Annotated in this window: 10 protein-coding genes and 1 pseudogene; 7 read left to right on the forward strand and 4 right to left on the reverse strand. The window is 70.9% G+C overall.

The genetic code is table 11. From position 1 onward, the window contains the following. The first annotated feature begins 3 nt into the window (after positions 1-3). A complete protein-coding gene (locus ABFX50_RS24575) occupies positions 4-3,018 on the forward strand; it encodes an alpha-mannosidase (RefSeq protein ID WP_346149687.1) in 3,015 nt (1,004 codons plus the stop codon). 166 nt (positions 3,019-3,184) lie between these two features. Here ABFX50_RS24575 and ABFX50_RS24580 read toward each other — a convergent pair whose 3' ends face one another. Genes ABFX50_RS24580 through ABFX50_RS24590 form a run of 3 tightly spaced genes read right to left on the reverse strand, consistent with a single transcriptional unit; the run spans position 3,185 to position 6,902 of the window. Further along, entirely contained in the window at positions 3,185-5,707 is a 2,523-nt protein-coding gene (locus ABFX50_RS24580; RefSeq protein WP_346149688.1) for an FtsX-like permease family protein, read from the reverse strand. Then, positions 5,704-6,396: an ABC transporter ATP-binding protein gene (locus ABFX50_RS24585; RefSeq protein ID WP_346149689.1), complete on the reverse strand. Its 693-nt coding sequence runs from the start codon at positions 6,394-6,396 to the stop codon at positions 5,704-5,706. Before ABFX50_RS24585 ends, ABFX50_RS24580 begins: the two co-directional genes overlap by 4 nt. Further along, positions 6,393-6,902: a PadR family transcriptional regulator gene (locus ABFX50_RS24590; protein WP_346149690.1), complete on the reverse strand. Its 510-nt coding sequence runs from the start codon at positions 6,900-6,902 to the stop codon at positions 6,393-6,395. Before ABFX50_RS24590 ends, ABFX50_RS24585 begins: the two co-directional genes overlap by 4 nt. A gap of 454 nt (positions 6,903-7,356) precedes the next feature. Between ABFX50_RS24590 and ABFX50_RS24595 the strand changes: the two genes are divergently transcribed. Next, positions 7,357-7,485, forward strand: a complete 129-nt coding sequence (locus tag ABFX50_RS24595; protein ID WP_346149691.1) for a hypothetical protein — start codon at positions 7,357-7,359, stop codon at positions 7,483-7,485. Between the two features lie 140 nt (positions 7,486-7,625). Here ABFX50_RS24595 and ABFX50_RS24600 read toward each other — a convergent pair whose 3' ends face one another. After that, positions 7,626-8,573: a helix-turn-helix transcriptional regulator gene (locus ABFX50_RS24600; protein ID WP_346149692.1), complete on the reverse strand. Its 948-nt coding sequence runs from the start codon at positions 8,571-8,573 to the stop codon at positions 7,626-7,628. A gap of 86 nt (positions 8,574-8,659) precedes the next feature. Between ABFX50_RS24600 and ABFX50_RS24605 the strand changes: the two genes are divergently transcribed. From ABFX50_RS24605 to ABFX50_RS24625, 5 genes and pseudogenes are all read left to right on the forward strand, one after another. Next, on the forward strand, positions 8,660-9,358 hold the full coding sequence (locus ABFX50_RS24605; RefSeq protein ID WP_346149693.1) for an alpha/beta fold hydrolase: 699 nt from the start codon (positions 8,660-8,662) through the stop codon (positions 9,356-9,358). Next, the gene (locus tag ABFX50_RS24610) at positions 9,355-10,422 is read left to right on the forward strand and encodes an epoxide hydrolase family protein (RefSeq protein ID WP_346149694.1); all 1,068 of its coding nucleotides are present in this window, start codon (positions 9,355-9,357) and stop codon (positions 10,420-10,422) included. The genes ABFX50_RS24605 and ABFX50_RS24610 overlap by 4 nt, the downstream gene beginning before the upstream one ends. Positions 10,423-10,560: 138 nt before the next feature. Beyond that, complete coding sequence (locus ABFX50_RS24615) at positions 10,561-11,052, forward strand: hypothetical protein (protein ID WP_346149695.1); 492 nt, start codon at positions 10,561-10,563, stop codon at positions 11,050-11,052. A 44-nt stretch (positions 11,053-11,096) separates the two neighbouring features. Next, entirely contained in the window at positions 11,097-11,270 is a 174-nt protein-coding gene (locus ABFX50_RS24620) for a hypothetical protein (protein ID WP_346149696.1), read from the forward strand. Between the two features lie 94 nt (positions 11,271-11,364). Next, a pseudogene (locus ABFX50_RS24625) lies at positions 11,365-12,236 on the forward strand (IS5 family transposase); the annotation flags it as partial. Positions 12,237-12,260: the final 24 nt, after the last annotated feature.

Consider the following 12,260-nt stretch of genomic DNA (forward strand, 5'->3'; position numbering starts at 1 on the left):
TCCATGCATGACGACCGCCAGCTGGTCGAAGCGCGTCTCAAGCGCGTCCTTGACGAGCGCATCCGCCCGGCCGTGTACCCCGAGTCGGTGCCGCTCGAGGTGGCCGTGTGGCACGCGCCCGGCGAACCCGTGCCGGTGGCCGAGGGCCTGTCGGCCGTGCCCGAGCCCATCGCGGTCGGCGACAGGTGGGGCGCTCCCTGGGGCACCAGCTGGTTCACCGTCACGGGCACGGTTCCGGCGCAGTGGGCGGGCCGGAGCGTCGAGGCGGTTCTCGACCTCGGCTTCGACGAGAACATGCCGGGCTTCCAGTGCGAGGGGCTCGTCTACCGTCCCGACGGCACCCCGGTGAAGGGGCTCAACCCGCGCAACCAGTGGATCCGCGTCGGGGCGCCGGTCGAGGGCGGCGAGGAGGTGCGGTTGCACATCGAGGCGGCCTCCAACCCCGTCATCCTCGACTACCACCCCTTCGTGCCCACGAAGCTCGGCGACAAGGAGACGGCGGGCACCGAGCCGCAGTACCGGCTGGCCCGCATGGACCTGGCGATCTTCGACGAGACCGTCTGGCAGCTGGTGATCGACCTGGAGGTTCTCGGCGAGCTGATGGCGGAGCTGCCCGTCGACAGCGCGCGGCGATGGGAGCTGCTGCGCGCCGTCGAGCGGGCCCTCGACGCGATCGACCTGCAGGACGTCAACGGTACGGCCGCCGCCGGCCGTGCCGAGCTGGCCGGGGTGCTGGCCACGCCGGCGGCGCCCTCGGCCCACCGGATCAGCGCGGTCGGCCATGCCCACATCGACTCGGCCTGGCTCTGGCCGCTGCGCGAGACCGTCCGCAAGGTGGCCCGCACGACCTCCAACATGACCGCCCTGCTGGAGGACGAGCCCGACTTCGTCTTCGCCATGTCCCAGGCGCAGCAGTGGGCCTGGGTGAAGGAGCACAGGCCGGAGGTCTGGGCCAGGGTCGTCAAGGCGGTGGCCGAGGGGCGGTTCGTCCCCACGGGCGGCATGTGGGTGGAGTCGGACACCAACATGCCCGGCTCGGAGGCCATGGCCAGGCAGTTCGTCCACGGCAAGCGGTTCTTCCTCGACGAGTTCGGCATCGAGAACGACGAGGTGTGGCTGCCCGACACGTTCGGCTTCGCCGCAGGGCTGCCCCAGATCATCAAGGCCGCCGGGTCGAAGCGGCTGCTCACCCAGAAGATCTCCTGGAGCCAGGTCAACACGTTCCCCCACCACACGTTCCTGTGGGAGGGCATCGACGGGACCAGGATCTTCACCCATTTCCCGCCGGTGGACACCTACAACTGCTCGATGAAGGGCAGCGAGATCGCCCACGCGGCGCGCAACTTCAAGGACAAGGGCGTCGCGCGGCACTCCCTCGCCCCGACCGGCTGGGGCGACGGAGGCGGCGGCACCACCCGCGAGATGGTCGCCAAGGCGGCCCGGCTGCGGGACTTGGAGGGCTCGGCCACCGTCACATGGGAGACGCCCGCCGACTTCTTCGCCAAGGCCGAGGCCGACTACCCCAACCCGCCGGTCTGGGTCGGCGAGCTCTACCTGGAGCTGCACCGCGCCACGCTCACCAGCCAGGCCAAGACCAAGCAGGGCAACAGGCGCAGCGAGTCGCTGCTGCGCGAGGCAGAACTGTGGGCGGCCACCGCCGCCGTCCGCGCCGGGCACCCCTACCCCTACGAGCAGCTCGACCGGATCTGGAAGACTGTGCTGCTCCACCAGTTCCACGACATCCTGCCCGGCTCGTCCATCGCCTGGGTGCACCGCGAGGCCGAGAAGACGTACACCGCCGTGGCCGCGGAGCTGAACGACCTCATCGACGCCGCGCAGCGGGCCCTCGCGGGGAACCCCGGCTCCGGCGAGCTGGTCTTCAACGCGGCGCCGCACGCCCGCAACGGTGTCCCGGCAGGTGGAGCGGCCGCGGTTGCGGCCCCCGCTCTCGCCGCCGAACTCCGCACCCGCGACGAGGGCGGGTACGTCCTGGACGACGGGCTGCTGCGGGTGGAGATCGACGGCCGCGGCCTGGTCGTCTCGGCGTACGACCTGCGGTCGCAGCGGGAGACGGTCGCGCCAGGGCAGGCCGCCAACCTCCTGCAGATCCACCCTGACTTCCCCAACATGTGGGACGCCTGGGACGTGGACCAGTTCTACCGGAACACGGTGACCGACCTGGTGGAGGCCGCCGAGGTCGCGCCGGGCGAGGAGCCCGGCTCGGTCCGCGTGGTGCGCTCGTTCGGCGCGTCGCGGGTCACGCAGCTCCTCACCGTGAAGGCCGGACGGCTTGACATCCGCACCGAGGTCGACTGGCACGAGACCGAGAAGTTCCTCAAGCTGGCCTTCCCTCTGGACGTGCACGCCGACCGGTACGCCTCGGAGAGCCAGTACGGCCACGCCTACCGCGCCACCCACACCAACACCAGCTGGGAGGCGGCCAAGTTCGAGGCGTGCAACCACAAGTTCGTGCACGTGGAGGAGCCGGGCTGGGGCGTGGCACTGGTCACCGACTCCACCTACGGCCATGACGTGACCCGCGCCGTGCGGGCGTCGGACTCGGGCACGACCACCACGCTGCGGGTGTCGCTGCTGCGCGCCCCGCGCTTCCCCGACCCCGAGACCGACCAGGGCGTGCACCGCTTCCGTCACGCGCTCGTGCCCGGCGCGACGATCGGCGACGCGGTCCGTGAGGGCTGGTTCATCAACCTGCCCGAGCGGCGGGTGCCGGGCGACGCGGTGATCGCGCCGCTGGTCACCGTGGACGACGACGCGGTCGTGGTGACCGCCGTGAAGCTGGCCGACGACGGGAGCGGGGACGTCGTCGTCCGCTTCCACGAGTCCAGGGGAGGCCGGGCCCGCGCCCGCCTCTCGACCGGCTTCGCCGCCACCGGCGTCGCCGTCACCGACCTGCTGGAGCGCCCGCTCGCCGACGTGGCCGCGCCGGAGCTGACCGACGGGTCGGTGGCGGTGTCACTGCGCCCGTTCGAGCTGGTCACGTTGCGGTTCAGCCGCTGAGCGCCCGCCTTCGGCGTACCGCCCGCCTGGTACGCCGAAGGCGCTTTCGTCTTGAGCGGCTCCTCCCGCTTCCACTCGACAACGGCCCTCGGCGGGTGTCATCCCGGGATGACACGACGCACCGTCACCTCGCTCCCCGGTGGTCGCGAGGTGTCCAGGATTCGTGTCACAGGAGCCGGCGGGCGAGGGGCAGCCTGGTCCGGGTGATCAGCGCCGCCGCAGTCGCCAGGACGGGCAGCCCCACCACCACGGCGATCACGAAGGGCCACGGTATGGCGATCGTGGCGAGATCTCCGGCGCCGTGCGTCGTCATCGGCCGGCTCAGCGCCACGCCCGTCACCGTTCCGGCGACCAGCCCCACCAGCGCGCCGAGCGCGGAGATGTAGAGGGCCTGGCCGGCCACGACCATCCGCACCGTCCTGGGCGGGGCGCCGATGGCCGTCATCATCGCCCGCTCAGGAAGCATGTCGGCGGCTGCCAGGCGGGTGGCGGCCAGGGTGCCGCCGACGACGAGGACGAGAGCGCCGCCCAGCCAGCCCCACAAGCCGGGGTCGGGCACGTTGCGGTAGCCCTCCTCGGCGGCGATCGTGACACGGGGGGTCACCTTGGTGAGATCGCGCCACAGTGTCGAGTCGGCTGACAGCCGGTGCATGGCGTAGAGCTGGCGCTCCGCCGTCGAGAAACCGGCCTGCTCGACCAGGGTGCGCGGCAGCAGGGCGCCGCCCTGGTGCTTGTCGGCGGGTGTGGCCAGCACCGCGGGCACATCGAGCTTGCGCGCAGGGCCGGACGTGGAGCTCGCCCGCAGCGCGAGCTTGCCGTCCCGCAGCGCGGCCGCGTCGAACACCACGGCCTTGCCGCTCGCCAGCGCCGCGGCTGCCTGCGGGTCGTGGCGGCCTTGCAGGAGCCTGAGCAGGGCCTGGTCTCCGATGGCCACCGTGCGACGCGTCCGTGTCCCGTTCCATCGCACCGTGTACCGCAACGCGTAGCGGCGGCCCTGGGCGTCCTTCGCCTGAAAGCCGGCGGCCAGCGGCACGCCCGGCAACTGGGAGGCCGTTGTGGCGCGCAGCTTGTCCCAGGTCGCGTCGGCCATGGTGCCGCCCCAGATCGCCAGCGTGCCGGTCGGGCGCGCCGAGGTATAGGCGTCGCGCCGGTCCACGTATTCGCTGTAGGTGCCGATGCCCATCGCCGTGACCGTGGCCGTGACCGCCATGACAGCCGCCACGGCGCTCGCCGTCCGGGATCGGTGGCGGACCGCGTCGCGGACGGACACCCGCAGCGGGAGCCGCAACCGCGCGGCCAGCCGTCCCGTGTAGCCGACCAGCCATGGCGTCATCACCACCAGCCCGAGCAAGACCAGCACCGCGGAGGCGAGCACCCACACCGAGCCAGGCTGACGCCGCGCCACCACGGTCGCCCCCAGTCCGGCCAGCACCAGCACAGCCCCCGCCAGGGGCCATCCCGGCCGATCGGCTACCGCGGGCGCGCGACCGGCCAGCACGGTCGCCGTGTCCTGCCGAGCCGCTTGTACGGCAGGCACCAGCGCCGCCACGAGCCCGGTGAGCAGGCCCAGCGCGGCGACGCTCAGTACCGGCGACCACGGTACGTCCGGCGGGCCGACCGTCGGGCCCCAACGCGCGCCGGCTCCCACTCCCCAGCGCGCCGCGATCTGGGCGCCCAGCATCCCGGCCCCGATGCCCAGCACCGTCGCCACGAGGGCGGCCGCACCGCCGAGGACCAGCCCGTCGGCCAGCACGATCGTCCGCAGGTGCCCGGCCGAACCGCCCTGCGCCGCGATCTCCGCCAGCTCCCGGCGCCGTCTCCTGAGTCCGACCGCGAAGGCCGGCCCAGCCAGCAGCACGGTCACCAGCACCACCATGATCACCATGGCGCCGACCCCGACCATGCTCTGGACGTCGAAGGCTGAGGCACGAACCGGAGTGCGCAGCGGGTCGGCGACCATGGCGCGGGAGGTGACGAACAGGCCGGCCCTGTTCAGCGCGGGCACCTCGGCCCAGGTCACTGGCTTGGGGGTGTCGGCGAGCCAGCCGATGCCGTACTCACCAGGAGACCCCCATCCATCCAACGGCGCCAACGGCAGATCAGGACCCACGACCTGTCGCAGCGACGGCCGGTGCGGGTGCTCGACCACGCCAGCCACCGTCAGCGGCGCCGCACCGGACGGCCGCAGGAGATCGCCTGACCGCAGGCCGAGCGCCGGTGTCACCGCCACCTCCCCGGCGGAGGGAAACCTGCCCTCCCTCAGCGTCAGCATCCCCCTGGTCAGCGGATCGCGCAGGTCGCCCTCCAGCGCGTCGACCCGCTCGGTCCCCAGCCGGAGCACGCCGGTACTGAAGGGGATCAACCGGGTGCCCGGTCCGAGCAGTGCGGCTACCTCGGCGGCGCTGGGTCTGGATAAGGCCGCTCCGTCGTCGCCCGGGCCCGAGATCGCCCCGTTCGGCTCCTGGTGGATCACGCTACCCTCGGGTATCTGCGTGAGGCGGGCGTCGGCCGCGCCGAGCTCGGCCACCAGTCCCTCCCGCCCGGTGACGCTCATGGTCGCGAAGAGGGTGAGCATCGCCGTGATCACCAAGACGGGCAAGCCGATCATCACCATGATGAGCGCGCTCCGTCCCCGGGAACGCCACGCGCTCCGGCGGGCGATGCGCAGCGCGGCGAGAACAGCGCTCATCGGGCACTCACCAGCGACACGCTCGTGGAATCCGTGATCATCCCGTCGCGGAGGAACACCACACGATCGGCCCAGGCGGCGTAGCGCGGCTCATGGGTGACGAGCAGGACCGCCGTGCCCGCGTCACAACGAGCCCGCAATATGTGCAGGATCTCGTCGCCGGTACGCGTGTCGAGCGCGCCAGTCGGTTCGTCGGCCAGCAGCAGGCGCCGCTCGCCGACCAGAGCGCGGGCGATCGCGACCCGCTGGCGCTGGCCACCGGACAGCTCGTCAGGGAAGCGGTCGGCCAGGTCCTCGACGTCGATCTCCGCCAGCGCGGCCATGGCCTCCTCGCGAGCCAGGCGTGACCGCACGCCGTCGAGCTCGCGCGGCAGCATCACATTCTCCGCCGCCGTCAGCGACGTGATCAGGTTGAGGTCCTGGAAGATGTAGCCGACGCTGCGGCGCCGCAGCACCGCCAGGTCGCGCACGGTGGCCAGGTCCTGCTCGTCGATGTGCACCGTCCCGGACGTGGGCCGGTCGAGCCCGCCCGCGAGGTTGAGCAGGGTCGACTTGCCGGACCCGGACGGGCCCATGACCGCCACCAGCTCTCCCTCGTCGACCTCGAGATTCACGCCTTCCAGGGCGTGTACGGCTGTCGCCCCTTCGCCGTGGGTTCTGGCCACCTCGGCCAGCCGTACGACCGTCATCTTTCCTCCTTGAGAACGGCCTCGCAGTGATCCAGCCACCGTTGCTCGGCCTCGGCCTGGAAGATCATGGAATCGAGCACGAGCCGCTGGGCCGCGCCTTCCGTGGCAGCTCGCTTGGCCCTGGTCAGCTCCTGGAGGGCTCGCATGGTCGCGGTCCGCTGCTTGCGGATGACCTCGGAGACGTCCACCTCCTTGGCGGCGACGGCCATGGCCAGCTTGATGACCAGCTCGTCCCGCGGCCGGTCGGACTGGACAACGGGGGTGCTGAACCACCGCGCCAGCTCCTCCCGGCCGGCCGCGGTGATCGTGTAGACGACCCGGCCCTGCTCGTCCGACTCGCCCGGCTCCACCAGGCTGTCGCGCTCCATGCGGGACAGCGTCGTGTAGACCTGGCCGATGTTGAGCGGCCAGGTCGCCCCCGTCGACGCCTCGAACTCCACCCGCAGTTGGTAGCCATGCCGAGGCCCCCTGCTGAGCAGGGCGAGCAGTCCCTGCCTGATCAACATGGATACTAAGTATGCATACGCAGTATGTGCTCATCAAGTGGATCCGCCGCATTGCTGCACACAGCGTTCACGGAGAGCTGGTCCCGAGCCGTCATCCGTGACGATCTCGCGCCGACGGTGAGGCCGCCTCTCTCGACGGCAGGGTCAGTGCGAATGAACCTCTTCGTGAGCCTCTTCGAGGGGGCAGACAGTGGGGTGTTGAAGTGCTGCTCAGAGGGGTTGTTTGTCAGGCGATGTGACCCTCCGCTTGGGTTTGGTCGCGGTTTGATGAACACGGCCGTTCGGCAGGGTTGATCACCGCTACGGTTTTCGGCGTCTGGACGCCGGAAGCGAGGCGAGGGACGGCCCTGGAATGACGTGGATCGAGCGGACCGCCGGTCAAGCAGGTGGCGTTGCCGGCCTGCCTGACGCACACCGCCCGGATGCGGGTCCGCGACGACTTGGCCGAGACGCTGTGCAAGCGCATGCCGCCCACGTCAAGCGGGCCAAGGCGGAGCTGGAGGAGATCCGCACCCGGCAGCGCGCGCCGCTGGACGGCATGGAGGTCCACCTCGACCTCGGTGAGGAGGCCGACGCAGCCTGAGCCGGACTCTGCCCCCGCCGCTGAGCCAGCGTTGCCAACGTTCGGCGCGAGGGGATACCGGCGAAAACAGCCATCAGGATTCATGGGCGAGAGCGGCGACGATGACACCGCCGCGCAGCGGGGATGTGAGGCGCCGACGGCTACGGTGCGGGACGGGAGCGGGCGACGGCCAGGGTGAGCGCGGTGACGTGCTCGGCGAGCGCCGCGACCAGCGCGGGCGGATTGCGGACGGTGAAGGGCCAGGGCAGGCCGGTGAGGATGCGCGCCATGGCGGGCAGGTTCTCCGCGCCGCTGACCAGGAGCACGCCGCCGTCAGGGCAGGCGTGCAGGTCGCCGAAGGTGGCCGGCAACTGGTCGCGGGCGGTGTCCAGGTCGGTGTCGAGCCATACCTCGGTGCGGTGGGTCCAGGCGCCGAGCGTCAACGTGCGCAGGACGTGGGTCACGGGGTCGAAACCGTCGGGCGGGGTGAATGTGCCGGGCAGTTCGGCGGCGCCGCTGATCCTGTCCAGGCGGTACATGCGGATGGCGGCGCGGAGGTGGTCGTGTCCGACCAGGTACCAGCGGCGTGCGTGCACGACCAGCCCGTACGGGTCCACCTCGCGTACGCCGCGGGTGTGCTCGATCCGGACGGCGTGGCGGGCGTGGACGGCCGCGGCCAGCGTCAGCGCCAGGTGTGGTTCGGGGGTCAACGGGCCTGCCGTCGCCGAGGTGGCGGCGATCAGCGCGGTGACGCGCCGGCGCAGGTGCGCGGGCAGGACGCGGTTGAGTTTGACCAGCGCCCGGTCGGTCGGGCCGGGCTCTCCCACCTGTTCGTGCTGCTTGCCGGTGGCCAGCGCGACCGCGACGGCGACCGCTTCGTCGTCGGCGAACATCAGGGGCGGCAGGCGTCCGCCGCGGGCCAGCCGGTAGCCGCCGTAGCGTCCGCGGACGGACTCGACGGGGATGTCCATGTCGCGCAGGGCGGTGACGTAGCGGCGGACGGCGCGGGCGTCGACGCCCAGGCGCCGGGCCAGTTCGTCGGCGGGCACCAGGCCGCGGTCCTGAAGGATCTCCAGCAGGGCCAGGACGCGGGTCGCGGGACGGGACACGGTCGCGATCCTAATGAGGGCAGAAAGCGTCCACAATCCTCCCTAGCCTTGCGCCGATAAGAGACCGATCGAAAGGAGTCGACGCGATGTCGACCATCGTTCTTGTCGGCGGTTCGTTCCTCGGCGCATGGGCCTGGGGGCGCGTCACGCCGCTGCTGACCGCGTACGGCCACCAGGTGCATCTGCTGACGCTCACCGGTTTCGGCGACCGCGCGCATCTGGGCTCGCCGGACACGACGCTCAGCACGCATGCCCGCGATATCACGGCCGCGATCGAGTACGCCGGGCTGCGCGAGGTGGTGCTCGTGGCGCACTCCTACGGCGGAGCCCCCGCCACGATCGCCGCCAACACGATTCCCGAACGGATCTCCCACGTGGTCTACCTCGCCGCGCTCCTGCCCGAACCGGGCAGGAGCCTGTTCGACAGCACGCCCACGCACGTCGTCGAAGCGATCATGGAAACCGTCCGGGACGGGCGGATCCCGGTGATGAGCGACGAGATCATCGACGCCAACTTCGGCGAGCACGGGCTCACCCCCGAAGACCGGACCTGGCTGCGGGCACGCGGCGCCGGCCAGCCCATCGGCACCTACCAGGACCCGGCGCCGGCCGACCTGCGCGCGGTGCAGAGGCTGCCCCGCACCTACATCGCCTGCACGGGCGACCCAGGCGGCCCGCCGCGCGTGCCGGGCATGGAGGTCATCACGCTGGAGGCCGGGCACTGGCCGATGATCACCGACCCGGAGTCGCTGGCCCGGGTGCTGGACGAGGCGGCCCGGTCATGATGCGGCCGTACTGGGTGGAGATTGCGCAGGAGAGCCTGGACGACCTGGCTTCCCGGCTGGCCGCGACCCGCTTCACCCGCCCGCTGCCCGGCCACGGGCTCGGTGTGCCCGCTGACCGCGTCCAGCACCTGGTCGAGTACTGGCGCGACGGCTACGACTGGCGCGCCTGGGAGCGGCGGATCAACGTCCACCCGCAGTTCCTGACCGAGATCGACGGGCTTGACGTGCACTTCCTGCACATCCGTTCGGTCCGGTCGGATGCCCTGCCGCTCATCCTCACCCACGGCTGGCCCATGTCGGTCGTCGAGTTCCTGCCACTGATCGACCGGCTGAGCGACGCCTTCCACCTCGTCATCCCCTCAGTGCCCGGCTTCGGGTTCTCCGGCGTACCGCGTGAGCCGGGCTGGAACCGCCGCCGCGTCGCCGCGGCGTGGGCGGAGCTGATGTGCCGGCTCGGGTACGAACGTTACGGCGCGCACGGCAACGACGTCGGCTCCCTGATCTCCATCGAGCTGGGACGCCTGGATCCGCGCCGCGTCGTCGGGGTGCACGTCACCCAGATCTTCTCCCTGCCCTCCGGCGATCCGGCGGAGCGCGCCCTGCTGGGAAGCGGCGACCGGGCGAAACTGGCCGCTCTGGAACGCTTCATGGCCGGCCGGAGCGCCTACCTCAACCTCCAAGCCACCCAGCCGCAAACCCTGGCGCATGCGCTCGCCGACTCCCCGGCCGGCCAGCTGGCCTGGAACCTGCAGCTGTTCGGCGACGCGGTGAGCGACGACTACATCCTCACCAACGCCGCCATCTACTGGCTGACCGACACCTCCGGCAGCTCGGCCCTGATCGGCTATCACGGCAACAGGCCGCCTGCCGAGCCGTCATCGGTCCCCCTGGGCCTTGCCTGTTTCGCCGACGACTTCTTTCCCTCCATCCGCCCGCTCGCCGACCGCGACCACAGCGCCATCGTGCACTGGAACGCCTACGACAAAGGCGGACACCATGCCGCGCAAGAGGAACCACAGCTCCTCGCCGATGACCTCCGTATGTTCTTCACCGCCCGCCGATGACGTCGCCTGCAAGCGCACCGGTCGCGACACCGGTGGTCTTCACCCGATGGGGAACACAAAAGGGGAGCAAGCGCATGCCGACCGCTTTCGTCGTCTTCTACCGGAACATGAACCTGGGCCACCCGAACGGCCCGGGCGATGCTCGAAGACGCGCTGCGCGCCGCAGGGGCGTCGTCGGCACGGTCGTTCCAGACGAACGGGACGGTCCTGATCGAGGTCGGCGACACCTCGCCCCGCGAGGTGGTGAACCGGGCGGCGCCGCGGCTGCTGACGGTCAGCGGCTACGACGACGCCGTGTTCGTGCGTCCTGTCGACCAGCTCGCGGCGATCCTCGATCGCGAGGCCGTGTTGCTAAAGAAAGCTGGTGAGTCGGGTGCACCCCCGACTTCGCCGTCGAGCAGCGCCATTCCCACTACGGGCCACGCCTCCCGCCTGCGACGGTGCAGCCGCGTGGTGTCCATCTCGCTGCGTAAACTGTTGGCTCGTGTGCCTGTCTGCGATGTCAACGTGCACACTGACGGTTTCCCGTTCGGCCGAAGGACTGAGCCGTGCCCGACCGACCTGAGATTGTCTGCATCTGCGGCTCTACCCGGTTCGTGGACGAGATGCGTGCGGCGAACCGTGATCTGACCTTCGCCGGTGTCATTGTCGTCGCGCCAGGCGAAGCAGACGAGTTGATCACCAACGAGCAGAAGACCGCGCTGGACGCCCTCCACCTGCGCAAGATCGACCTGGCTGACCGGGTTCTGGTCGTCAACCCCGGCGGGTATATCGGCGAGTCCACGAGCAGGGAGATCGCATATGCCCACGCCACCGGCAAGCCGATCTCGTTCACCGATCCCGTCTGACCAGTAGGCGCTTCGTGGTGCGCGCGGGCAACGAGTCTCGGTCAGCCTCGGAGCGTGTTGCTAGAGGGTCTTCGAAGTCGTCGGGCGCAGCCTTGTGCTTGTGTCGCGTGACGTGATCTCTGATGAGGCGTGGGCCGTGCTCGGGCCTCTGTTTCCCGCTGTGAAGGCTACGGGCCGTCCGCCGGTAGACCGACGCACGGTGGTCGAGGCGACGGCGTGGCGGTTTCGCACCGGGGCGCCATGGCGTGATCTGCCCGAGCGGTTCGGGAACTGGAACACGATCTACAAGAACTTCGACCGCTGGTCGAAGGCCGGGGTCTGGGCGCGCGCCCTCGAGCAGGTCCAGGCGTTGGCTCACCAGCGCGGCGACGTCGACTGGATCGCGTCGATCGACTCCACGATCGTGCGTGTCCACCAGCACGGCGCGACCCTGCCCAGGGACAAAGGGGGCACGGCCGAACTACAAGAAGCTCGGAGATGAACCCGCTGATCACGCGATCGGCCGCTCCCGTGGCGGGTTGACATCAAGACGCACCTGGTCGCCGACGGCAAGGGGCGGGCGCCGGCGTTCGTCCTGACCGGTGGCCGGGTCGCGGACACGACCATGCTGCGCGACACGCTTGAGGAGATCCGCGTGGCCGGCGCGACCGGACGGCCACGTCAGCGCCCGGACCGGCTGCTGGCGGACAAAGGCTCCCGTCCAGGGCGAACCGGGCGTGGCTGCGCGAGCGCGGCATTGCCACGACGATCCCGGAACGTGACGACCAGATCGCCCACCGCCGCAAGCGACCTGGCCGCCCGATCGACTTCGGTGACGAGCAGCGGCAGCGGTACCGGGGCCGCGACGTCGTCGAGCGCTGCTTCAACAAGCTCAAGCAGTGGCGCGGGCTTGCGATGCGATCAGACAAGACCGCCCGCAACCACCACTCCGGTCAGTGCCTCGCCGCCACACTCCACTGGGTCCAGACCTTCAGCAACACGGCCTGGCAA

Source organism: Nonomuraea recticatena (assembly GCF_039533245.1).
GTDB lineage: Bacteria > Actinomycetota > Actinomycetes > Streptosporangiales > Streptosporangiaceae > Nonomuraea > Nonomuraea roseola.

Coding starts and splice junctions, on each gene's coding strand:
- ABFX50_RS24575 (WP_346149687.1), top strand. CDS start 4: ATGCATGACGACCGCCAGCTGGTCGAAGCGCGTCTCAAGCGCGTCCTT.
- ABFX50_RS24580 (WP_346149688.1), bottom strand. CDS start 5,707: ATGAGCGCTGTTCTCGCCGCGCTGCGCATCGCCCGCCGGAGCGCGTGG.
- ABFX50_RS24585 (WP_346149689.1), bottom strand. CDS start 6,396: ATGACGGTCGTACGGCTGGCCGAGGTGGCCAGAACCCACGGCGAAGGG.
- ABFX50_RS24590 (WP_346149690.1), bottom strand. CDS start 6,902: ATGTTGATCAGGCAGGGACTGCTCGCCCTGCTCAGCAGGGGGCCTCGG.
- ABFX50_RS24605 (WP_346149693.1), top strand. CDS start 8,660: ATGTCGACCATCGTTCTTGTCGGCGGTTCGTTCCTCGGCGCATGGGCC.
- ABFX50_RS24610 (WP_346149694.1), top strand. CDS start 9,355: ATGATGCGGCCGTACTGGGTGGAGATTGCGCAGGAGAGCCTGGACGAC.
- ABFX50_RS24615 (WP_346149695.1), top strand. CDS start 10,561: ATGCTCGAAGACGCGCTGCGCGCCGCAGGGGCGTCGTCGGCACGGTCG.